This is a genomic window from Streptomyces sp. KR80 (genome assembly GCF_052245555.1).
Lineage (GTDB): Bacteria > Actinomycetota > Actinomycetes > Streptomycetales > Streptomycetaceae > Streptomyces.
Map to the genome: position 1 here is coordinate 74,645 of NZ_JBQQCD010000012.1, position 20,222 is coordinate 94,866.

General features: G+C 71.5%; 22 protein-coding genes and 1 pseudogene. 11 read left to right on the forward strand and 12 right to left on the reverse strand.

Going from position 1 to position 20,222, the window contains the following annotated elements:
• Nucleotides 1-15: 15 nt before the first annotated feature.
• Complete coding sequence (locus ACTWQI_RS18355) at nucleotides 16-1,242, reverse strand: acyl-CoA dehydrogenase family protein (protein WP_443271716.1); 1,227 nt, start codon at nucleotides 1,240-1,242, stop codon at nucleotides 16-18.
• 146 nt (nucleotides 1,243-1,388) lie between these two features.
• Between ACTWQI_RS18355 and ACTWQI_RS18360 the strand changes: the two genes are divergently transcribed.
• Nucleotides 1,389-2,033, forward strand: coding sequence for a TetR family transcriptional regulator (locus tag ACTWQI_RS18360; RefSeq protein ID WP_443271718.1), 645 nt, complete (start codon nucleotides 1,389-1,391; stop codon nucleotides 2,031-2,033).
• 88 nt (nucleotides 2,034-2,121) lie between these two features.
• On the opposite strand, the gene def is transcribed toward ACTWQI_RS18360, so the two are convergent.
• Nucleotides 2,122-2,691 (reverse strand): peptide deformylase, encoded by a 570-nt coding sequence (gene def / locus ACTWQI_RS18365; RefSeq protein ID WP_443271720.1) that lies wholly within the window; start codon nucleotides 2,689-2,691, stop codon nucleotides 2,122-2,124.
• Nucleotides 2,692-2,877: 186 nt separating this feature from the next.
• Between def and ACTWQI_RS18370 the strand changes: the two genes are divergently transcribed.
• From ACTWQI_RS18370 to ACTWQI_RS18395, 6 genes are all read left to right on the forward strand, one after another.
• Nucleotides 2,878-4,116: a MurT ligase domain-containing protein gene (locus ACTWQI_RS18370; protein ID WP_443271721.1), complete on the forward strand. Its 1,239-nt coding sequence runs from the start codon at nucleotides 2,878-2,880 to the stop codon at nucleotides 4,114-4,116.
• A gap of 32 nt (nucleotides 4,117-4,148) precedes the next feature.
• Nucleotides 4,149-4,877 carry a type 1 glutamine amidotransferase gene (locus ACTWQI_RS18375; protein ID WP_443271723.1) on the forward strand — a complete coding sequence of 243 codons (729 nt, stop codon included), beginning with the start codon at nucleotides 4,149-4,151 and terminating at the stop codon, nucleotides 4,875-4,877.
• A 130-nt stretch (nucleotides 4,878-5,007) separates the two neighbouring features.
• Nucleotides 5,008-6,033, forward strand: a complete 1,026-nt coding sequence (locus ACTWQI_RS18380) for a 6-phosphofructokinase (protein WP_443271725.1) — start codon at nucleotides 5,008-5,010, stop codon at nucleotides 6,031-6,033.
• A 106-nt stretch (nucleotides 6,034-6,139) separates the two neighbouring features.
• On the forward strand, nucleotides 6,140-7,090 hold the full coding sequence (locus ACTWQI_RS18385; protein WP_443271726.1) for a cytochrome c oxidase assembly protein: 951 nt from the start codon (nucleotides 6,140-6,142) through the stop codon (nucleotides 7,088-7,090).
• Nucleotides 7,091-7,187: 97 nt separating this feature from the next.
• Nucleotides 7,188-7,346, forward strand: a complete 159-nt coding sequence (locus ACTWQI_RS18390; protein ID WP_443271728.1) for a hypothetical protein — start codon at nucleotides 7,188-7,190, stop codon at nucleotides 7,344-7,346.
• Nucleotides 7,347-7,517: 171 nt separating this feature from the next.
• Entirely contained in the window at nucleotides 7,518-8,222 is a 705-nt protein-coding gene (locus ACTWQI_RS18395; protein ID WP_443271730.1) for a lysophospholipid acyltransferase family protein, read from the forward strand.
• 98 nt (nucleotides 8,223-8,320) lie between these two features.
• On the opposite strand, the gene ACTWQI_RS18400 is transcribed toward ACTWQI_RS18395, so the two are convergent.
• From ACTWQI_RS18400 to ACTWQI_RS18435, 8 genes are all read right to left on the reverse strand, one after another.
• Complete coding sequence (locus tag ACTWQI_RS18400; RefSeq protein ID WP_443271732.1) at nucleotides 8,321-9,955, reverse strand: alpha/beta hydrolase; 1,635 nt, start codon at nucleotides 9,953-9,955, stop codon at nucleotides 8,321-8,323.
• 116 nt (nucleotides 9,956-10,071) lie between these two features.
• Entirely contained in the window at nucleotides 10,072-10,845 is a 774-nt protein-coding gene (locus ACTWQI_RS18405) for an urease accessory protein UreD (protein WP_443271734.1), read from the reverse strand.
• A complete protein-coding gene (ureG, locus tag ACTWQI_RS18410) occupies nucleotides 10,842-11,537 on the reverse strand; it encodes an urease accessory protein UreG (RefSeq protein ID WP_443271736.1) in 696 nt (231 codons plus the stop codon). The genes ACTWQI_RS18405 and ureG overlap by 4 nt, the downstream gene beginning before the upstream one ends.
• 79 nt (nucleotides 11,538-11,616) lie before the next feature.
• Nucleotides 11,617-12,276 (reverse strand): urease accessory protein UreF, encoded by a 660-nt coding sequence (locus tag ACTWQI_RS18415; RefSeq protein ID WP_443271912.1) that lies wholly within the window; start codon nucleotides 12,274-12,276, stop codon nucleotides 11,617-11,619.
• A gap of 443 nt (nucleotides 12,277-12,719) precedes the next feature.
• Entirely contained in the window at nucleotides 12,720-14,441 is a 1,722-nt protein-coding gene (locus ACTWQI_RS18420) for an urease subunit alpha (protein WP_443271738.1), read from the reverse strand.
• Nucleotides 14,434-14,784, reverse strand: a complete 351-nt coding sequence (locus ACTWQI_RS18425; protein WP_443271740.1) for an urease subunit beta — start codon at nucleotides 14,782-14,784, stop codon at nucleotides 14,434-14,436. Before ACTWQI_RS18425 ends, ACTWQI_RS18420 begins: the two co-directional genes overlap by 8 nt.
• Before the next feature lie 16 nt (nucleotides 14,785-14,800).
• Nucleotides 14,801-15,103 (reverse strand): urease subunit gamma, encoded by a 303-nt coding sequence (locus tag ACTWQI_RS18430; protein ID WP_443271742.1) that lies wholly within the window; start codon nucleotides 15,101-15,103, stop codon nucleotides 14,801-14,803.
• A 354-nt stretch (nucleotides 15,104-15,457) separates the two neighbouring features.
• Nucleotides 15,458-15,781 carry a type II toxin-antitoxin system Phd/YefM family antitoxin gene (locus ACTWQI_RS18435; protein WP_443271744.1) on the reverse strand — a complete coding sequence of 108 codons (324 nt, stop codon included), beginning with the start codon at nucleotides 15,779-15,781 and terminating at the stop codon, nucleotides 15,458-15,460.
• Between the two features lie 81 nt (nucleotides 15,782-15,862).
• Between ACTWQI_RS18435 and ACTWQI_RS18440 the strand changes: the two genes are divergently transcribed.
• The 4 genes and pseudogenes from ACTWQI_RS18440 to ACTWQI_RS18455 all read left to right on the forward strand — a co-directional run bounded on the left by ACTWQI_RS18440 (nucleotide 15,863) and on the right by ACTWQI_RS18455 (nucleotide 18,078).
• Nucleotides 15,863-16,498 carry an ATP-dependent Clp protease proteolytic subunit gene (locus ACTWQI_RS18440; protein WP_443271745.1) on the forward strand — a complete coding sequence of 212 codons (636 nt, stop codon included), beginning with the start codon at nucleotides 15,863-15,865 and terminating at the stop codon, nucleotides 16,496-16,498.
• Nucleotides 16,499-16,504: 6 nt separating this feature from the next.
• Nucleotides 16,505-16,813 (forward strand): hypothetical protein, encoded by a 309-nt coding sequence (locus tag ACTWQI_RS18445; RefSeq protein ID WP_443271747.1) that lies wholly within the window; start codon nucleotides 16,505-16,507, stop codon nucleotides 16,811-16,813.
• Between the two features lie 512 nt (nucleotides 16,814-17,325).
• Nucleotides 17,326-17,445: pseudogene (locus tag ACTWQI_RS18450) on the forward strand (NlpC/P60 family protein); the annotation flags it as partial.
• Nucleotides 17,446-17,580: 135 nt separating this feature from the next.
• Complete coding sequence (locus tag ACTWQI_RS18455; protein ID WP_443271914.1) at nucleotides 17,581-18,078, forward strand: C40 family peptidase; 498 nt, start codon at nucleotides 17,581-17,583, stop codon at nucleotides 18,076-18,078.
• A gap of 105 nt (nucleotides 18,079-18,183) precedes the next feature.
• Here ACTWQI_RS18455 and ACTWQI_RS18460 read toward each other — a convergent pair whose 3' ends face one another.
• Together ACTWQI_RS18460 and ACTWQI_RS18465 are read right to left on the reverse strand one after the other, a co-directional pair.
• Nucleotides 18,184-18,606 carry an ATP-binding protein gene (locus tag ACTWQI_RS18460; RefSeq protein WP_443271749.1) on the reverse strand — a complete coding sequence of 141 codons (423 nt, stop codon included), beginning with the start codon at nucleotides 18,604-18,606 and terminating at the stop codon, nucleotides 18,184-18,186.
• Nucleotides 18,607-18,898: 292 nt separating this feature from the next.
• Entirely contained in the window at nucleotides 18,899-20,113 is a 1,215-nt protein-coding gene (locus ACTWQI_RS18465; RefSeq protein ID WP_443271751.1) for an 8-amino-7-oxononanoate synthase, read from the reverse strand.
• Nucleotides 20,114-20,222 lie beyond the last annotated feature (109 nt).

Genomic DNA, 20,222 nt, shown 5'->3' on the forward strand with positions numbered 1-20,222 from the left:
GCGACCGCTGCCGGATCAGCGAATGGACATGCCCGAGAGGGTGCGCGCGATGACCAGACGCTGAATCTCGCTGGTCCCTTCGAAAATGGTGTAAATGGCGGCATCCCGGTGCATACGCTCCACCGGGTATTCGCGAGTGAAGCCGTTGCCGCCGAGGATCTGCATGGCCTGGGCCGTAACGGACTTGGCCACCTCGCCGGCGTAGAGCTTGGACATCGACCCCTCGGCGCTGGTGAAGGGCTTGCCCGCGGTGGCCATCCAGGACGCGCGCCAGACCAGCAGCCGGGCCGCGTCGATCTGGGTGCGCATGTCGGCGAGCTGGAAGGCGACGCCCTGGTTGTCGATGATCGGCCGGCCGAACTGGACGCGGGTCTTGGCGTAGTCGAGGGCGACCTCGAAGGCGGCGCGGGCGATCCCGACGGCCTGGGCGCCGACGGCCGGCCGGGATGCCTCGAAGGTGGCCATGGCGGCGTTCCGAACACGCTCGCCGCCCGTCTTCGCGCGCTCCCGGGCCCGGGCGAGGCGCTCGTCGAGCTTCTCCTTACCCCCGAGCAGGCAGTGACCGGGGATGCGGACGTCCTCGAGGACGACTTCGGCGGTGTGGGAGGCGCGGATGCCGTGCTTCTTGAACTTCTGGCCCTGGGAGAGTCCGGGGGTGTTCGGAGGCACGATGAAGGAGGCGTGGCCCTTGGAACCCAGCTCTGGGTCGACCACGGCGACGACGACATGGACGTTCGCGATGCCGCCATTGGTGGCCCAGGTCTTGGTGCCGTTCAGCACCCACTCGTCCTTGGCCTCGTCGTAGACCGCCCGGGTGCGCATCGCGGAGACGTCCGAACCGGCGTCGGGCTCGGAGGAGCAGAAGGCCGCCACCTTGACGTCGTTCGCGTCGCCGTACATCTGCGGGATCCAGGTGCCGACCTGCTCCTCGGTGCCATTGGCCAGAACGCCGACCGCCGCGAGGCCGGTGCCGACGATGGACAGGCCGATGCCCGCGTCGCCCCAGAAGAGCTCCTCCATGGTCACGGGGATGCCGAGGCCGGTCGGGTCGAAGTACTGCTGCGCGTAGAAGTCGAGGGAGTACAGGCCGATCTTGGCAGCTTCCTGGATGACCGGCCACGGCGTCTCTTCGCGTTCGTCCCACTCGGCGGCCGCCGGTCGCATAACATCCGCGGCAAAGCCGTGGATCCACTCCCGGACGGTCTGCTGATCCTCGTTGAGCTCGAGCGTGAACTCGGCCATGTCCCCTCCACCTGCCTGTTACTTGCGGTAACCACAGTCTGTTACCAGCTAGTAGAAAGTGTCAACTCCTCGTCGCCATCCGATCTTCTCGGCTCCCAGGTGTTACGTTGCGCGCAGGCACCACTGCACACGGGCGGGGAGAGACCATGGAGACCAGTCAGCGGGACGATCAGCAGCGTGCCGCAGAACGGCGCCGTAAGGAACTGCTGGAGGCCGCGGACCGGGTCGTGCTGCGCGAGGGCCCCGGCGCGTCCATGAACGCCATCGCCGCCGAGGCCGGCATCACCAAGCCGATCCTCTACCGGCACTTCGGCGACAAGGGCGGGCTCTACCGGGCGCTGGCAGCGCGCCACACCGACGCTCTGCTCGCCGGGCTGCGGGCCGCGCTCGACGCCCCCGCCGACCGCCGTGACCGCGTCGAGAACACGCTCGACACCTATCTCTCCGCCATCGAGGCGCGGCCGCAGGTCTACCGCTTCCTCATGCACCCCTCCGACGAGGCACAGCCCGGCGAGCAGGGATTCGACGTGGGCCGTCACTCCGCACCGCTGCTCCGCCGGATGGGCGAGGAACTCGCCCAGGTCATCGCCGAGCGGGTGGACCTCGGACCGGGTGGCGACGAGCTGGCCCGGGCCTGGGGGCACGGCATCGTGGGCATGATGCACGCGGCCGGTGACTGGTGGCTCCGGGAACGGCCCTGCTCCCGCGACCAGTTGGTGCGCAGCCTCGCGGACCTGCTCTGGGGGCGGCTGGCCGCGGCGGGCGACCGCCTGGGCGGACCGGCCTTCTGACGGCACGGCTCCGGCCTTGGAGGTACGGCACGGCTGAGGTACGGCACGCGCACCGCGGCCGCCCGTGCGCTCGCCCTGCCCAACCGGCTTACAGGTGCCCGGCCGCAGAAGCCCCGGCCGACGCGAACCACGGGGCGCGCCGGGCGGCACGCAGCGCCCGGCGCCGCCGCAGTCCCGTCAAGCGGTCGGTGAAGATCCCCCCGGCCAGGTGATCCGTCTCGTGCTGCAGGCAGCGCGCGAAGAACCCGGTGCCCTCGATCCGCACCGGCTCCCCGGTGCGGTCGACACCCTCGACGACCGCGCGGTCGAAGCGGGGCGTCCCGGCCTCGATCCCGGGCAGCGACAGACAGCCCTCCGGCCCGGTCACCGTCACGCCGTCGGCCTCGACGAGCCGTGGGTTGACCACGTGCCCGAGGTGGCGGCGGTCCTCGTCGTCCGGGCAGTCGTAGACGAACACCCGCAAGGGGAGACCGATCTGGTGCGCAGCGAGACCGACACCGCACGCCGCGTACATCGTGGCGTACATGTCCTCGATCAGCCGGGCCAGCGCCGTGTCGAAGGCGGTGACGTCACGGCCGGGCGCGTGCAGCACCGGGTCACCGAGTATCCGCATCGGCCGCACGCGTCCGGAACTGCCGGGAATCGCACCATGTCGCACGGGCCCAGCGTACGGTCCGCCCGGTCACCGGCGTCCGCGGGCGGGTGGCGGTTCGGGGCCCGCCGGTGGATCTCGATAGGCTGAGCCCCTACCGCAGCCTCCCGGCTGGCAAACCGGCACGGAGGGGGCGTGCCACCCGAGTCCGGGGGCGGGCGTCGGCGCCGGATGCAAGGAGGAGCAAGGACGATGGCAGGCAACACGGAGCCGCTGTCGCCGCGGGCCAAGCTGGCCGTGACGGCGGGGAAGGCCGCAGCAGCGGTGTCGCGGGCCGCAGGCCGCGGCAGCGGATCGGTGATCGGTGGCCGAGTGGCGTTGAAACTCGACCCCGACCTGCTGGCGCGGTTGGCGTCACATCTCGACGTGGTGCTGGTGTCGGCGACCAACGGCAAGACCACCACGACCCGGCTGATCGCGGAGGCACTGCGGGCCAGTGGCCCGGTGGTCTCCAACGCTCTCGGCGCCAACATGCCCGCCGGCATCACCTCGGCGCTCTCCGGGGGCTCCGACGCCAAGTTCGGTGTCATCGAGGTCGACGAGAAGTACCTCGCCGGGGTCGCCCGGGACGTCACTCCGAAGGCCATCGCCCTGCTGAACCTCTCCCGCGACCAGCTCGACCGCGCCGCGGAGACCCGGATGCTCGCCGAGCGGTGGCGTGAGGGCCTCTCCGGTGCGAAAGCGACCGTGATCGCCAACTGCGACGACCCGCTGATCGTCTGGGCCGCCTCCTCCTCCCCCAATGTGATCTGGGTCGCGGCCGGGCAGGAGTGGAAGGACGACGCGTGGTCCTGCCCATCCTGCGGCGGTGTGCTGCAGCGCCCGGGCGACGACTGGGTCTGTGGTGACTGCGGTTTCCGCCGCCCGGTCCCCAGCTGGGCCCTCAACGGCGACTACGTTCTCGACCCACACGGTTCCGCCTGGCCGATCCGCCTCCAGTTGCCGGGCCGGGCGAACAAGGCGAACGCCACCACGTCCGCCGCCGTGGCCGCGCACTTCGGTGTCCCGCCGCAGGTGGCGCTGGAGCGGATGTACAAGGTGCAGGCCGTCGCCGGGCGGTACGACGTCGTCGGCTTCCAGGGCCGCGAGCTGCGGCTGCTGCTGGCCAAGAACCCGGCCGGCTGGCTGGAGACGTTCTCCCTGATCGACCCGCCGCCCACACCGGTGATCCTCTCGGTCAACGCCCGCAGCGCGGACGGCACCGACACCTCATGGCTGTGGGACGTCGACTACACCCGGCTGACCGGCCACCCGATCGTCGTCATCGGCGACCGCAGGCTGGACCTGGCCGTACGGCTCGAGGTCGCGGGCCAGGACTTCCAGGTCTGCGAGAGCGTCGACGAGGCCGTCCGGCTGGCGCCGCCCGGCCGGATCGAGGCCATCGCCAACTACACCGCCTTCCAGGACCTGCGCCGCCGCGTCGGCAACTGATCCGCACCCCGACCACGTAGAGGATGGTGAGCATGAGCGACAACAGCCTGCGGCTGGTGTGGGTCTACCCGGACCTGCTGAGCACCTACGGTGACCAGGGCAACGCCCTGGTCGTCGAGCGGCGGGCCCGGCAGCGGGGCCTGGAGGTGTCCCGCCTGGACGTGCGCTCCGACCAGCCGCTTCCCACCTCCGGCGACATCTACCTGATCGGTGGCGGCGAGGACCGGCCGCAGCGGCTGGCGGCCGAGCGGCTGCGCCGCGACGGCGGGCTGAACCGGGCGGTCGCCAACGGCGCGATCGTCTTCTCGGTCTGCGCCGGGTACCAGATCCTGGGGCACGAGTTCATCAACGACCTCGGCGAGCGGGAGCCCGGCCTGGGGCTGCTCGATGTGGTCAGCACCCGCGGAGAGGGCGCCCGGTGCGTCGGCGACGTGCTGGCGGACATCGACGCCGAGCTGAACCTGCCGCCGCTGACGGGGTTCGAGAACCACCAGGGCATCACGCACCTGGGTCCGACGGCGCGCCCCTTCGCCCGGGTCCGGTTCGGCCAGGGCAACGGCACCGGCGACGGCTTCGAGGGCGCGTACCACGACACCGTCTTCGGCACCTACATGCACGGCCCGGTGCTCGCCCGCAATCCGCAGATCGCCGACCTGCTGCTGAAACTGGCACTGGATGTGAACGCGCTGCCGCCGGTCGACGACCGCTGGTACGAGGCGCTGCGCCAGGAGCGGATCGCCGCCGCCACCCAGGTCGCCTGACCGAGCGGCCGCCCTGCGTGCCCGTCCCCGCCGCCCCGCGCTTGCGGGGCGGCGGGCCCTTGTAGAGTGAGCGCGTCCCACCGGACGACGGGGTCCGGCGCCGGCCCACGTTCCAGAGGTAGTACGAGCAATGCGCATTGGTGTGCTCACGTCCGGCGGCGACTGCCCCGGGCTGAACGCCGTCATCCGGTCCGTCGTGCATCGCGCCGCAGCAGACCACGGCGACGACGTCATCGGCTTCCACGACGGCTGGAAAGGCCTTCTGGAGTGTGACTACCGGAAGTTGGACCTGGACGCGGTGGGCGGCATCCTGGCCCGCGGTGGCACCATCCTCGGCTCGTCGCGGGTGCAGCCCGCGCATCTGCGGGACGGCGTGGAGCGGGCCAAGGGTCACGTCGCCGACCTCGGCCTGGATGCGATCATTCCGATCGGCGGCGAGGGCACGCTCAAGGCGGCCCGGCTGCTGTCGGACGCGGGCCTGCCGATCGTCGGCGTCCCGAAGACCATCGACAACGACATCGCCTCGACCGATGTGACCTTCGGCTTCGACACGGCCGTGGGCGTCGCGACCGAGGCCCTGGACCGGCTCAAGACGACCGCCGAATCCCACCAGCGCGTGCTGATCGTCGAGGTCATGGGGCGGCACACCGGCTGGATCGCCCTGCACTCGGGTATGGCGGCGGGCGCGCACGCGATCGTCGTGCCCGAGCGGCCGTTCGACATCGGCGAGTTGACGGAGCTGGTCGGCCGACGCTTCTCGGCGGGCAAGAAGTTCGCGATCGTGGTCGTCGCGGAGGGCGCCAAACCGCGTGCGGGCTCCATGGAGTTCGACGAGGGCGGCAAGGACATCTACGGGCACGAGCGGTTCGCCGGTGTCGCCCGGCAACTCTCGGTCGAGCTGGAGCAGCGCCTGGGCAAGGAGGCGCGACCGGTGATCCTTGGTCATGTGCAGCGCGGCGGCACCCCGACGGCGTACGACCGGGTGCTCGCCACCCGCTTCGGCTGGCACGCGGTGGAGGCCGCGCACCGTGGCGACTTCGGGATGATGACGGCGCTGCGCGGGACAGAGATCACGCTGGTGCCGCTGGCCCAGGCCGTCGAAACGCTCAAGACGGTGCCGGTCGAGCGGTACATCGAGGCCGAGACCGTGCTGTGAGCCGGCCCCGGGCCACGGTCCCCGCGTCACTGCCCCCGGTCGGAGCCCCGGCCGGGGGCAGTTCTACCCTGGTGCGGACCAGCTGGTGCGAAACGGGAGCGAGCGGATGGATCACAGCGGCCACGGCATGAGGACGGACCTGCCGCCGTTCACGCTCGGGCGAGGTCTGGAGTTCACCGGGGAGCCGTTCTTCCTGGTCGGCTGTGTGCTCGCGCTGGGTCTGTACGGGTGGGGCGTGGTGCGGCTGCGGCGGCGCGGCGACGCCTGGCCCCTCGGCCGTACGGTGGCGTTCGCGGTCGGCGTGCTCACCGTGGCCCTGGTCATGTGCACCGGGCTGAACGACTACGGCATGGTCCTGTTCAGCGTCCACATGGTGCAGCACATGGTGATCAGCATGCTGTCGCCGATCCTGCTGCTGCTGGGTGCACCGGTGACGCTGACGCTCAGGGCGCTGCCCGCGGCGGGGCGCGGCCGGAAGGGGCCCCGGGAGCTGCTCGTGGCGCTGCTGCACAGCCGCTATCTGCGGATCGTCACGCATCCGGTGTTCACGATCCCGCTCTTCATCGCGAGCCTGTACGCCCTCTACTTCACTCCGCTCTTCGACGGCCTCATGGGCAGCGCGGCCGGCCACACCGCAATGATGGTGCACTTCCTCGCGGTGGGTCTGGTGTTCTTCTGGCCGATCATGGGCGTGGATCCCGGGCCGCACCGGCCGGGCTATGTGATGCGGATGCTGGAGCTGTTCTCGGGCATGCCGTTCCACGCCTTCTTCGGGATCGCGCTGATGATGGCGACGTCCCCGATGATCGGCACGTACGCGAGCCCGCCAGCGTCGCTGGGGGTCGACGCGCTGGACGATCAGCAGTGGGCGGGCGGCATCGCGTGGGCGTTCAGCGAGATCCCGTCGGTGGTCGTGCTCGTGGCGCTGGTCTTCCAGTGGTACCGGTCCGAGCAGCGGCAGGCGCGGCGTACGGACCGGGCCGCCGAGCGCGACGGGGACAAGGAGCTCGCCGCGTACAACGCTTATCTCGCCTCGCTGCAGGCGCGCGGACAATAGCCCAGTGGCGGTGTGCCCCGCCGGCGAGGGACGATGGTCCCCTGGGTCGGCCCGGCCCGCCGACAGGCGACCCGGGCCTCCGGGAGGAGGATGCGGCATGCCCGGATCTGCGAAGGCCATGGCGATCCTGACGGTCGGCGGACTGGTTCTGGTGACCGCGTACACCGTGGCCCTGGGGAGCAGCGGCTGGCTCTGGTTCGGGTGGGTGGTGCTCGGCCTGATCACCGCCGGCGTGCTGGCCACCCGGAACGTCTGACCGGGTTACGTTCGGTTCCGCCCGAGCTGACCTGACTCGGGCGCTCACCGTCGGTACCCGACCGGCGTGCGGGCACTCCCCCACCGGCGGCGGTACGTCTGATCCACTCGCATGATCCGCCTCGTCGGACTAATGTGCGTCGCCACGGGACGAGGGGGAAGCGGGGTGGTCATGTTCTATTACGTGCTCAAGTACGTGCTCCTGGGGCCTTTGCTGCGGCTACTATTCAGGCCGCGCATCGAAGGCCTGGAGAACGTGCCGGACGACGGTGCGGCGATCGTCGCGGGCAACCACCTCTCGTTCTCGGACCACTTTCTGATGCCCGCCATCCTGCCCCGCCGCATCACCTTCCTCGCCAAGGCCGAGTACTTCACCGGACCCGGGCTCAAGGGCCGGCTCACGGCGGCGTTCTTCCGCAGCGCCGGCCAGATCCCCGTGGACCGCTCCGGCCGGACCGCGGCCCATTCCGCGATCACGGAAGGCCTGAAGGTGCTGAGCAAGCGCGAACTGCTGGGCATCTACCCCGAGGGCACCCGGTCGCACGACGGACGGCTCTACAAGGGGCGGGTCGGCGTAGCGGCAATGGCCCTCAAGGCAGGGGTTCCGGTGGTTCCGTGCGCCATGGTCGGCACCTTCGAGATCCAGCCGCCCGGGCGCGTGCTGCCGCGCATCGGTCGGGTAACGATCCGCTTCGGCCGGCCGATGGACTTCTCCCGCTACGCGGGCATGTCCGACGAGCGCACGGCGCTCCGGGCGGTCACCGACGAGATCATGTACGAGATCCTGCAGCTGTCGGGGCAGGAGTACGTCGACCGGTACGCGACCGACGTCAAGGCCGAGCTGGCGGCCCAGCGCAAGGCACGGCGGCCCGGCTGAGGGCGCTGCGCCGACGGCCGGTCGGCTGAGCCGAGGGAAGCAGCGAGGGGACGGCCGCGGATCCGGCCGTCCCCTCACCCGTGTGTCCGTCCTGCCGGTCAGTGCCTGACGGGCGGCAGGTCGTCGGCGTGCTTCGTGGCCGCCGACGCCGAGGCGGGCTTGGGCGTGGCGTGCGGGCTGCAGGTCACATCCCGCGCATCCACGGTGCCCTTGAGCAGATACGTGTCCACCCGGTCGTTGATGCACGCGTTGACCAGGCCGGTCACTCCGTGCGAACCGGCGTCCTTCTCCGTGATCAGGCGCGAGCCCGTCAGCCGCTTGTGCAGCTCCACGGCCCCCTCGTACGGGGTGGCGGCATCACGCGTGGCCTGCACGATGAGCACCGGCGGCAGACTCTTGCCGGTCCCCACCTCGAGCGGGGTGTACTGCGGACCGCTCCAGGTGGCGCACGGCAGGTTCAGCCACGCGTTGGACCAGGTGAGGAACGGATAGTCGCGGTGCAGCCGGGTGTTGTCCCGGTCCCACTTCGCCCAGCTGGTCGGCCACTTGGCGTCCGCGCACTCGACGGCGGTGTAGACGGCGGTGCCGTTCTCCGCGGCGATGTTGCCCGCGGTGTCGGACAGGTCCGGTCCCGCGGCGTCGACGAGCGCCTGCTCGTCACCGGCGCGGTACTTGCTCCACACGCTCGCGACCTGGGTCCACGCCTGGTCGTAGTACGGGGCGCTCTGGAAGAAGCCGAGCAGTTCGGCCGGGCCCACGACCCCGCCGATCGGCTTCTTCTTGGCCGTCGCCCGCAGCTTCTCCCACGCCTTCTGCACCTTCTGCGGGGTGTTGCCGATGTGGTAGGCGGCGTCGTTCTTCGCGACCCACGCCTTCCAGTCGTCCCACCGCATCTCGAAGGCGACGTCCTGATCCAGGTTGGCCTGGTACCAGATCTTCTCCCGGGACGGGTTGACCACGCTGTCCACGATCATCCGGCGCACGTGGCCCGGGAAGAGCGTGGCGTACACGCCGCCGATGTACGTCCCGTACGAGACGCCGAGGAAGTTGAGCTTCTTCTCACCGAGCGCAGCACGGATGACGTCCAGGTCGCGCGCGACGTTCGGCGTGGTCATGTGCGGCAGCATGGCGTCGCTGCGGTCCTGGCAGCCGTCGGCATACTCCTTGGCCAACTTGCGCTGGGCGCGCTTGTCGGCCTCGTCGTCGGGCACCGGGTCGAGCTTGGGCGCCTTGACGAACTCCTGCGGGTCCATGCAGGAGATGGGCGCGGAGCGGCCGACGCCGCGCGGGTCGAAGCCCACGAAGTCGTACGCCTTGGAGGTCTTGGTCCACAGCGGGTTCTTGGTGGTGACCCGGAGCGGGAACCGCATGCCGGAACCACCTGGTCCGCCCGGGTTGTAGAGGAGCGCGCCCTGACGCTCCCCGGCCGCTCCGGTGTGGCCCACACGGTCGACGGCGATCTTGATGCTGCGGCCGTTCGGTTTGGTGTAGTCGACGGGAACGCTGACCCAGCCGCACTGAATGGGTTTGGGCAGCTCCCAGTCGGCGGGGCAGTCCTTCCAGTCGATGCCCTTCTTGGCGGCCCGGGCGGCGGCGATCTTCACCCCGCGCGCCTCGGCCTTGCCGCGGTCCTGTCCCCCTTCCGCACCGGATGCCGGCACGATGACCGCTCCTGCTATGAGCGTTCCCGCTATCAGAGTGCCGGCCGTGCCGAGCACTGCTGCGCGTCTCACGATGGTTTTCCCCCTGCCGGGTACGCCGCTTGATCATGGCGGCGGTGATCATAAGAAATTGCAGAGGGATCCTTTCGTCTCCGGAGGGAGGAGCGAAAGAACATCCGGAGGTTTCTTTACCAAGACGTCAACTTCGCGGCCGTATCCAGGAGCCGGCGCAGCCGCAGTGCGTCCGGGGCGACGGCGGTGGACAGGGCGGCGGGGCCCGCGAGCGGAGTGAGGATCGCCTCGCCCTCGGCCGGGTCCTCGCCGAGGACACGTACGGCGGCAGGGTGCTCCCCGAAAGCCGGGGCGGCGACGAGGAGTTGGCCGACCGCCCGGTGGCCGGCGAGGACGGCCGGACCGTCCCAGCCAGGGGCACCGGGGCCGTAGGACGTTTCCTGGTCGAGGAGCAGCGCGTCGCCGGTCCGTACGGTGAGGCGGGTGGTGAGCCGTCCGGGATCCTCGCCGCAGCGGCCGAGGACCTGTTCCTCGCGCAGCACGAGCCGGGCGGTCGGGGCGAGCTGGACCCGGGTCGTCAGGCGCAGATCGCTGCCCTGCGCGGAGATCACCGGCTCCGGGAGCCAGCGGAGTTCGGCCCCCTCTCCCACGGTCAGGCGCACGTCGTAGGTGGCGGGGCCGGGGTCCCGGCCGGGGAGGGCGACGGTCGCGGCGGCCGTGGTCACCTGGAGCGCCGCGCCGGGTTCGACGATCGCATCGATCCGGAGCCGGTCCCCGCCCAGCGGTGCGCTCATGGCGCCGATCACGCAGACGCACGCGTGGCGCCCGTGCGCGCGAATACGGCGCAGGGCGAGCGGGCCGTCGCCGTCGAGGACCGGCAGGACGGTGCCGCCGCGTCCGTCGGGCGCCGCGGTGATCCGGGCGGCGGCCCGTACGGCGGTGGTGCTCACGGCAGGTCCGCGGTCCACGCGGCGAGTCGCTCCCGCACCCAGTCCACCACCGGCTTGACGCCGTCCTCCCTGGTGAGGGAGGTGAAGGCGACGGGGAGCTCACGGCGCTGTGCCCCGGCGTCGCGGGCCATCCGGTCGAGGTCGGCGCCGACGTACGGGGCGAGGTCCGTCTTGTTGACCACGAGCAGGTCGGCGGTTGTGACACCGGGGCCGCCCTTGCGGGGGATGTCGTCGCCGCCGGCCACGTCGATCACGAAGATCTGGGCGTCGACGAGCCCTTTGGAGAAGGTGGCCGTGAGATTGTCGCCGCCGGACTCCACGAGGACCAGGTCCAGGGGGCCGACGGCCTCTTCGAGGTCCTCGACGGCTTCCAGGTTGGCGGAGATGTCGTCGCGGATCGCGGTGTGCGGGCAGGCGCCGGTCTCGACGGCGGTGATGCGCTCGGGGGGCAGGACGGCGTTGCGGAGCAGGAACTCGGCGTCCTCTCGGGTGTAGATGTCGTTGGTGACGACGGCGATGGAGAGCTGGTCGCGCAGGGCCCGGCACAGGGCGGCGACGGTCGCCGTCTTGCCGGAGCCCACGGGACCACCGAGTCCGATGCGCAGGGCGCGGCGACTGCCGTCGGGCCGCCGGGCGGGTGGGGCGCTGTAGGTGTGCCGCGGGGGAAAGGTCTGGGGGTGGTCGAGGTGCATGTCGGCTCCGTGGGTCTCGTGGGGGTACGGCGGGTTCGGGGCCGGGGGGTCGGGTCCGAGGGCCGTGTTCGGACGGTGTCTATGAGGCGAACAGGCGTACCGGCCAGGCGGCGTGCTGCTCGGCGGCGATGTCGAGCAGCGGCGCCGAGGCCGCGGGCAGGACGTGCAGGCCGTCGAGGACCGCACGCCCGGCGGCGTCGGCGGCGTGCTCAGCGACCCGGTCGAGTTCCGGGGCGAGCCGGGCGAGCACGGCCGTGGCCTGGAAGGGGTCGAGCCCGAGGAGCCGGACGGCGGCCGTGGCCGGGCCGGTGACGGACTCGTACGCGGCGGTGTGGGCGGCGTCGAGCGGGGTCAGCCCGGCGGCCCGGGCGGCCAGTCCCAGCACCACGGGCTGGTGTGCGCCACGGGGGCGGGCGGCGGCGAGCGCGTCGAGCTCCGAGGACGGCCAGGCCGCACGTGCCGCACGCATCATCTGCCGGCCGAGCCGGCGGGCGGCGGCGCGGAGGGCGGGCGCGGGGGTGCGGGCGTCGGCGGCCTCGTCGAGCCGTACCGGGTCGACCCCGGCGGCGGCCGCGGCGGCGATGGCGGCCGTGGCGAGTCCTGCGGTGTGCAGCCTTCCCCGGCAGAAGCCCTCCAGTGTGGCGGCGTCCCGGATCCTGCCCGCAGCCACGGCCGCTTCGGCTCCGCCGGAGTGCGCGTGCCCTCCGGCGGGGAACCGCCCGTCGGCCAGCACCAGCAGCGCGGCACGGCCCGCAGGGCGACTCGCGTCGCGCTGCGTCTCGGCGGGCGGGGAAGGGTCCCCGCTGTCTCCGGCCTCCCGGGGCACCACCCGCCCGTGCACCGGCGCGCCGGGTACCGCATGCTCTTCGTCCGGCTCCGCAGAGGACACAGCCCGCTCGCGCGGAAACGCCGTCGGCGGCGGAGGGGGTCCGGCGCTGGAGCCCGTAGGGAGCCCGGGTAGTGCAGGGTCCGGCGCGCCGGCGACGCCGGGCTCGGCCTCCTCGGGCGCGCCGGGGCACGGCCCCGGCCGCCCATGCTCCGAGCCGGGACCCGTGGCGGAGTCCGGCCCGCGGTGGGCAGGGTCCGGGCACGCGCCGGGGACAGTCCGGGGCAGCCCCGGGGACCTGTCCGGTCGGTAGGGGTCGGCTGTGGTGCTCATACGGTGATCCGGGGCATCGGGCGTCAGAAGAGGAAGTACCGCTGGGCCATGGGCAGTTCTGCCGCCGGAGCGGGGTCGACCGGCTCACCGTCGATGGTGACGGTGAACGTGTCCCGGTCGACCGTGACGTGCGGGCGGGCGTCGTTCTCCCGCATGTCGGCCTTGCCCACGGCCCGGGTGCTGCGGATGGCGACGAACCGCTTGCCCAGGCCCAGCCGCTCCGGCAGGTCGTCCTCGATCGCTGCCGGGGCGACGAAGTTCAGCGAGTTCGCGGCAGGGGCGCGGCCGGTCCCGCCGAACATGGGGCGTGGCATCACCGGCTGCGGCGTGGGGATGGACGCGTTCGCATCGCCCATCTGGGCGTAGGCGATCTGCCCGCCTTTGATGACGAGTTGCGGCTTGACGCCGAAGAAGGCCGGATCCCACAGCACGAGGTCGGCCAGCTTCCCGGTCTCCACCGAGCCGATCTCGTGATCGAGGCCCTGTGCGACAGCCGGGTTGATGGTGTACTTCGCGACGTAGCGGCGGGCCCGGTGGTTGTCGGCGCGGCCGTCGCCCGGAAGGGCGCCGCGGCGCCGCTTCATCACATGGGCCGTCTGCCAAGTGCGCAGGACGACTTCGCCGACCCGGCCCATCGCCTGGGAGTCCGAGGAGATGATGGAGATGGCGCCGAGGTCGTGCAGGACGTCCTCGGCGGCGATCGTGCTGGGCCGGATGCGGGACTCGGCGAAGGCGAGGTCCTCGGGCACGGCCGGGTTGAGATGGTGACAGACCATCAGCATGTCGAGGTGTTCCTCGACGGTGTTGACGGTGTGGGGGCGGGTGGGATTGGTCGAGCTGGGCAGCACGTTGGGCTCGGCGACCACCGTGATGATGTCCGGCGCGTGACCGCCGCCCGCTCCTTCCGTGTGGTACGCGTGGATCGAGCGGCCGGCGATGGCGGCGAGCGTGTCGCCGACGAAGCCCGCCTCGTTGAGCGTGTCGGTGTGGATCGCCAGCTGGACGCCGGTCGCCTCGCACACGCTCAGGCACGCGTCGATGACGGCCGGAGTCGCCCCCCAGTCCTCGTGAATCTTGAAGCCCAGCGCCCCGCCGCGCAGTTGGCTGTTCATCGCTTCAGGGGACGTCGTATTGCCCTTGCCGAGCAGCCCGATGTTGAGCGGATACGCCTCCATCGCCTCGAACATCCGGGCAATGTGCCACGGACCGGGCGTGATGGTGGTGGCCTTGCTGCCCTCCGCGGGGCCGGTGCCACCGCCGACGAGTGTGGTGATTCCCGAGGCGAGAGCCTCGTCGGCGATCTGCGGGCAGATGAAGTGAACGTGCGCGTCGATCGCACCCGCGGTGAGGATCTTGCCGTTTCCGGCGATGACTTCGGTCTCGGGGCCGATGACGAGGTCGGGGTGGACGCCGTCCATGGTGTCCGGGTTCCCCGCCTTGCCGATTCCGGTGATACGGCCGTCGCGGATGCCGATGTCCGCCTTGACGACTCCCCAGTGGTCGAGGACGACGGCACCGGTGATGACGGTGTCGGGGGTGCCGTCGGCCCGCGTCGCCCGGGCCTGGCCCATGGACTCGCGGATCACCTTGCCGCCCCCGAACACGGCTTCGTCGCCGGCGGCCCCGGGCCCGCCGGCGAGGTCCTGATCGATCTCGATGAGAAGGTCGGTGTCGGCGAGCCGGATCCGGTCGCCGACGGTGGGGCCGAACAGGTCGGCGTAAGCGGCACGGGACAGTTCAGGCACCTTCGGCTCCGTTCTCCCCCGGGGCCACGGCCGGGGCGTCGAGCGGACCTCCGGTCCGGCCGCGCAGGCCGGGGACGATCCGGCGGCCACGGATCGGCACCAGCTCGACCTCGACGGGAATCCCGGGTTCGTAGCGGACGGCGGTGCCCGCGGCGATGTTCAGCCGCAGCCCGCGGGCGGCGGAGCGGTCGAAGTCGAGGCCGGGGTTGGCCTCGGCGAAGTGGTAGTGCGAGCCGACCTGGACGGGCCGGTCCGCGGCGTTGAGGACGGTCATACGGGTCACGGGGGCGCCGGCGTTGATCGGCACCGGCCCCTCTCCGTACAGCACTTCTCCGGGAATCATGGGCGCACTCCCCCGCTCAGGCGATCGGCTCGTGGACCGTGACGAGCTTGGTGCCGTCCGGGAAGGTCGCCTCGACCTGCACGTCGTGGATCATCTCCGGGACCCCCTCCATGACGTCGTCCCGGGTGAGGACCTTGCGGCCCGACGACATCAGCTCGGCGACGGTGCGGCCGTCGCGGGCGCCTTCCAGGATGTGAGCGGTGATGAGCGCGATCGCCTCCGGGTGGTTCAGCCGCACCCCGCGGGCCTTACGCTTCTCGGCCACGTCGGCGGCGACGTGGATGAGCAGTCTCTCCTGCTCGTGCGGGGTCAGTTGCACGCCTTCCACCTCACTGTCGTCGGCACCCCGCTCGCGCGGCGGAGGCGTCCTTCCGTGACGGGCTGCGCCGCCGACGCGGCGCGGACGTAGGTGTGGGACACACCGTGATCGTCGCGGTACTCCGTACCGACCTGCGGCTCCGGTCGTTTCGCGCCCTGCCCGCGAGGCTAGATCGGGCGCGTTTCCGTCGCGTTAACTCCTACGATGTCCGCTGATCGACACCCCCACCGCGCGAGGCTCCTGTCGAAGAGCTCCTGCCGGGCGAAGAAGCCCTGAATCCGATGGGGGTCGTGCCGCAGTGCCGGCTGGCGCGACCGCGTACCCCGACCCTCCGAGCTCGACGCGGCTGCCGCCTTACTCGCCCGTCCGCGGGCGGCTCCCCGTACGGCCCGGCCGCCCGCCGTCGGCCTCCGGCGCGGGGTGCTCCGCAGCGATGCCGAAGCGGCGCCGTTCGCCCGCAGCGGACGCTCCGGGGCGCACCACCGAGACGGTGCTGATCACCCGCTCCTCGCCCACCTCCTCCGCCTGCTCCAGGCTCTGCAGGTCAGCGGCGGAAACCAGCGCCACAAGCGGCTTCCCGTGGCGCGTCACGACAACCCGCTCACCGCCGTAGACGACGCGGTTGATCAGGTCCGCCAGCTCTGCGCGGGCTTGCGTCACCGGAATCTCGTAGGCCATGCTCCCCATCATAACGGGACGTACATCCTGTACATTTTTTACAGGAGCCTGCCGCATGGATCGCACACGAGAGGCGCAGCGATGGACCGACCGACCGCCCGCCATGTCCTGCCGGAATTCACCGAGCGCACGAGCTCCGGGGTCCGGACCATGGACCCGTACTCCAAGCTCCTCGAGGAGCGCATCGTCTTCCTGGGCACCCCGATCGACGACACGTCGGCCAACGACGTAATGGCGCAGCTCATGCACCTCGAGCACGCCGCCCCGGACCGGGACGTCTCGCTCTACATCAACTCCCCCGGCGGCTCGATGACGGCGATGTCGGCGATCTACGACACGATGCAGTTCATCAGCTGCGACGTCGAAACCGTGTGCCTGGGTCAGGCCGCCTCGTCGGCCGCGGTGTTGTTCGCCGCCGGTGCGCCCGGAAAGCGGCTGATGCTGCCGGGCTCCCGAGTACTGATCCACCAGCCGTCGGTCGCGGAGCCCATTCAGGGCCAGACCGCCGATCTGGAGATTCAGGCCAAGGAGATGGCGCGCATGCGGGCGCTGTTGGAGGAGATGCTCGTCCGGCACACCGGGCAGCCGCCCGAGCGGATCGCCGCCGATGTCGAACGCGACACGATCCTCCCTGCCGAGGAGGCCGTGGCCTACGGACTCGCGGACCGGATCGTGCACAGCCGTAAGCAGCTGAGCACGCTCTTCGGTGCGGGGTGAGCGGCCGTGCTGCCACCCGAGCTCCCGCCCCTGCCGGCCCTCACGCGGGCCGAGAGCGATCTGGTGGATCGCTACCTGGAGGTGCTCGACCTGCTGGGGCGGATCAATCCGGCTCGCGCGGCCGACACGTACGGGGGCCTGCGGGCGGCCCAGGCGTTGGTCGGGAAGGCATCGGCGCTGAGGGATGCGCTGGCGGTCATGCACGAGCGCGGCGAGAGTCGGCTGCACGCCGGGACGCTGGCGCGAGCACTGCGGGTGCTGGACGGCGAGCGGCGCGCGGAGCGGGTCACTCTGCCACCGGAGTCGCAGAGGTGATGACCCGTCATGCGGAGCGGCCGGCCGTGCCGCCGAATGGGTTCCGCCAATCGATGTACCGTCAAGTCGACAAAGCTTGATGATCGACTTGCGGTCACCGGCATCATCGGCCGCCCCCGCCGAGACCTTCGCCGCTGGTACGAGGCCTGCACGGGCTCGCGCATATCCACCCAAGAACCCGCTAATCAACCAAATGTCCCATACGTGACGAATATCACATGCGGCTGTTTCGACTCGGAATCGATGCCTTATGTGCGTGACGATCCGTGAAACGACAAGCCCCCGCTACACGGCGGGGCGGTCCGAGCGGACGCCGAATCCTGCCGCCGCGCGGATGTCCGGTCGACAGGAGTGGATCGGCAGGAGTGGAGGGCCCAAGCAGTTCGGGGCCGGCCGGCCGTCAGCGGACGCCGGTCGCCCCTCGGGGTGAAGCCGTTGCCACGGCCGGGCATTCTTCGCCTGCCCGAACCCGACAGGTCACCCTTCACAGGCGGCTGACGAAGGGTTGCGCAATGACCGCGCACGCACATGTCCCGTCTCTTCTCTGCCGGGCCGGTGCCGCCTCGGCACTCACCCTGGCCGCCGTCGGTGGGACGCTGCTGGCGCCCAGCGCCGTCTCGGAGGCGCACGCCCGGCCGCGACCCGCGCCCCAGGCGTCGGTCGGCGCCCCGGAACATCTCGGACGCGGGTCACCTCCCTGGGCGCAGGCCCCGATGCCCGGCTCTCAGCCGCTGCCGTGGTCGCCGGCCGCGGTGGGGACACCTGGCATGAGACCTGACGCCACGTACAGCCACGTGGGACCGAAGCCGCCCGGCGCCGGAAAACCCAAGCCCAAGAGGGCCAAGGGCAAACGGTCCGGCGCCAGGAGGCCCGCGGCGCACCGGTCCAGGGCACACCACACCAGACCGAAAGGACGCCCCGGCGTCACCGCACTTCGGGTGGCCGCCGCGAAGCGAGGCGCTCCCTACGTGCACGGCGCGGAAGGACCGCACCGCTTCGACTGCTCCGGCCTCACGCAGTACGCATTCCGACATGCCGGGAAGAAGCTGCCCCGCACGGCGGCGGCCCAGTACATCAGGACCCGCCGTGTCCCGGCCTCCCAGCGCCGCCCGGGCGATCTGGTCTTCTTCGTCTCGGGACGCGGCGCCTACCACGTGGGCATCTACGCCGGGAAGGGCAGGCTGTGGCACTCCCCCAAGTCAGGAGCTGTGGTGCGGCGCGACAAGATCTGGTCGAGGAGCGTCCGGTACGGACGGGTCGGATGAGCCCCCGCTGCGCAGGGCCGCAGGGGCACTGACGACGCGACCGCCCACGGCTGCCGGTGGTCGGGTGATGGCGTGAGCGCCCGTACCCGGGAGCCTGAGAGGTGGTCAGGCCACTGACCACGGCAGGGAGATCCAGACGGTCTTGCCGCCCTCGGCGGTCGGCGTGACGGACAGCTTGCCCCCGGACTCCGCGGTGAGCCATCGAATGATGACCATCCCTCGGCCGTTGTCCTGCTGCACCGCGGCGGGCAGCCGCCTGGGCCAGCGCGGGTGGCTGTCGGTGACTCCGACGCGCAGCCGCTCGTCGCGGTCCAGTTGTATGTCCACCCTGAACGTCGGCGACTGACCGAAGGTGTGCAGGACCGCGTTGGTGGCGAGCTCGGAGACGATGAGGCTTACGGTGTCGGCGGCTTCGGCGCCCTCCGGCAACCCCCACTCGGCGAGAACGTCCGTGACGTACCTGCGCGCTGCGGTGACCGACGCCGGGTCGCTCGGCAGGGTGACGGATGCTTCCTGGTGGTCTGCCATGGCGACGCTGTCCCTTTCCCACCGAGGCCGGGCTCCCGATCGGTAACGCGCTGAGGAGATGAGGTCGGGCCCCGACATCGGGCGGCTTCTTCGGCCAGAGTGCCACTGATGCTGCCGGTGCCGCGCGCCAACCACCACCACGCGCAGATATCTGTCGCCCGATGCGGTGAACTCTGCCACGTACCACCGTCTTTGGCCAGCACAATGGGGCGTCGGGAGCTCGGTACGGGCGCGCGCCGGGCAGCCGGCGGAACGCGTCGCGAGGCGGCCCGGGTGTGGTGGCGGAGGCCGGTCAGACCGGCGGTGCCGTCGCAATCAACGTTCGGAGGGCGCCGTCCACTTGACGCGCTGTCAAGTCAGCCCGTGCGGTCAGGCGCAGCCTTGAGATGCCGTCGGGCACCGACGGCGGGCGGAAGCACCCCACCACCAGGCCGGCCGAGCGGCAGTCGGCGGCCCAGCGCACCGCCGCCTCCGGGGACGGAGCCCGTACGGAGACCACGGCCGCATCCGGCCTGACCGCCGAGAGCCCTGCCGCCGACAGCTCGCGGTGGAGCGTGGCCGCGACCGTCCGGGCTCGAACCGCGCGCTCGGGCTCGCGGGCCAGCAGCCGCAGACTCGCGAGGGCCCCGCCCACTGCGGCGGGAGCGAGCCCGGTGTCGAAGATGAAGGTCCTGGCCGTGTTCACCAGGTGGTCGATCACCTGGGACGGGCCGAGGACCGCACCTCCCTGGCTGCCGAGGGACTTCGACAGCGTGACGGTGGCCACCATGTCCGGGGCACCCGCGAGACCCGCCGCGTGCAGCGCACCGCGCCCGCCGTCGCCGAGGACGCCCAGCCCGTGCGCATCGTCCACCAGCAAGGCGGCGCCGTGCGCGCGGCAGGCGGCAGCCAGGTCCGGCAGCGGCGCGGCGTCCCCGTCCACGGAGAAGACGGAGTCGGTGACCACGAGCGCTCGCCCGCCGAACCCGTCGAGGCACTTGGCCACCGCGTCGGGATCGGCGTGCGGGACGACCGCGGTCCCGGCGCGCGAGAGACGGCAACCGTCGATCAGGGAGGCGTGGTTGCCCGCGTCGGAGACGATGAGCGAGCCGCGGTCGGTGAGCGCGGTGACGGCCGCGAGGTTGGCGGCGTACCCGGAGGACAGCACCAGCGCTGCCTCGAAGCCGCAGAAGGCCGCGAGCTCCGACTCGAGCTCGGCGTGCAGTTCCGTGCTGCCCGTGACCAGGCGGGAGCCGGTCGCCCCCGCGCCCCAGCGCCTCGCAGCGGCAGCGGCGGCGGCGGTGACCTCCGGGTGCCGGGACAGGCCGAGGTAGTCATTGCTCGCCAGATCCAGGAGGGTCGACTCCGCCGGGCGCGGGCGCAGGGTCCGGACGAGGCCGGAACGGCGGCGGGCCTGCGCCTGCTCGTCGATCCAGTCGAAGGGGGTCCTCCTCGGGGCGTCTCCTCCGGACTCCGCCCGGGTGGGGGTACCCCCCACGCCGGAGGCAGGGGAAGGGTCGTGAGGCATGGGCCGTCCCTCGCGTCTGTCGGGTCTGCCCAAACCGTAGTGGCGGGATGCCACGGTCAGGGTGTGGCAATACACACACCTCGATCCGGCTCTGTTGTGCGGTCTCTCC

What these genes read in the sequence shown, in the direction of transcription:
- ACTWQI_RS18355 (WP_443271716.1), bottom strand. Translation starts at nt 1,242, where the DNA reads ATGGCCGAGTTCACGCTCGAGCTCAACGAGGATCAGCAGACCGTCCGG.
- ACTWQI_RS18360 (WP_443271718.1), top strand. Translation starts at nt 1,389, where the DNA reads ATGGAGACCAGTCAGCGGGACGATCAGCAGCGTGCCGCAGAACGGCGC.
- ACTWQI_RS18370 (WP_443271721.1), top strand. Translation starts at nt 2,878, where the DNA reads ATGGCAGGCAACACGGAGCCGCTGTCGCCGCGGGCCAAGCTGGCCGTG.
- ACTWQI_RS18375 (WP_443271723.1), top strand. Translation starts at nt 4,149, where the DNA reads ATGAGCGACAACAGCCTGCGGCTGGTGTGGGTCTACCCGGACCTGCTG.
- ACTWQI_RS18380 (WP_443271725.1), top strand. Translation starts at nt 5,008, where the DNA reads ATGCGCATTGGTGTGCTCACGTCCGGCGGCGACTGCCCCGGGCTGAAC.
- ACTWQI_RS18385 (WP_443271726.1), top strand. Translation starts at nt 6,140, where the DNA reads ATGGATCACAGCGGCCACGGCATGAGGACGGACCTGCCGCCGTTCACG.
- ACTWQI_RS18390 (WP_443271728.1), top strand. Translation starts at nt 7,188, where the DNA reads ATGCCCGGATCTGCGAAGGCCATGGCGATCCTGACGGTCGGCGGACTG.
- ACTWQI_RS18395 (WP_443271730.1), top strand. Translation starts at nt 7,518, where the DNA reads ATGTTCTATTACGTGCTCAAGTACGTGCTCCTGGGGCCTTTGCTGCGG.
- ureG (WP_443271736.1), bottom strand. Translation starts at nt 11,537, where the DNA reads ATGCACCTCGACCACCCCCAGACCTTTCCCCCGCGGCACACCTACAGC.
- ACTWQI_RS18425 (WP_443271740.1), bottom strand. Translation starts at nt 14,784, where the DNA reads ATGATTCCCGGAGAAGTGCTGTACGGAGAGGGGCCGGTGCCGATCAAC.
- ACTWQI_RS18435 (WP_443271744.1), bottom strand. Translation starts at nt 15,781, where the DNA reads ATGGCCTACGAGATTCCGGTGACGCAAGCCCGCGCAGAGCTGGCGGAC.
- ACTWQI_RS18440 (WP_443271745.1), top strand. Translation starts at nt 15,863, where the DNA reads ATGGACCGACCGACCGCCCGCCATGTCCTGCCGGAATTCACCGAGCGC.
- ACTWQI_RS18455 (WP_443271914.1), top strand. Translation starts at nt 17,581, where the DNA reads ATGAGACCTGACGCCACGTACAGCCACGTGGGACCGAAGCCGCCCGGC.
- ACTWQI_RS18460 (WP_443271749.1), bottom strand. Translation starts at nt 18,606, where the DNA reads ATGGCAGACCACCAGGAAGCATCCGTCACCCTGCCGAGCGACCCGGCG.
- ACTWQI_RS18465 (WP_443271751.1), bottom strand. Translation starts at nt 20,113, where the DNA reads ATGCCTCACGACCCTTCCCCTGCCTCCGGCGTGGGGGGTACCCCCACC.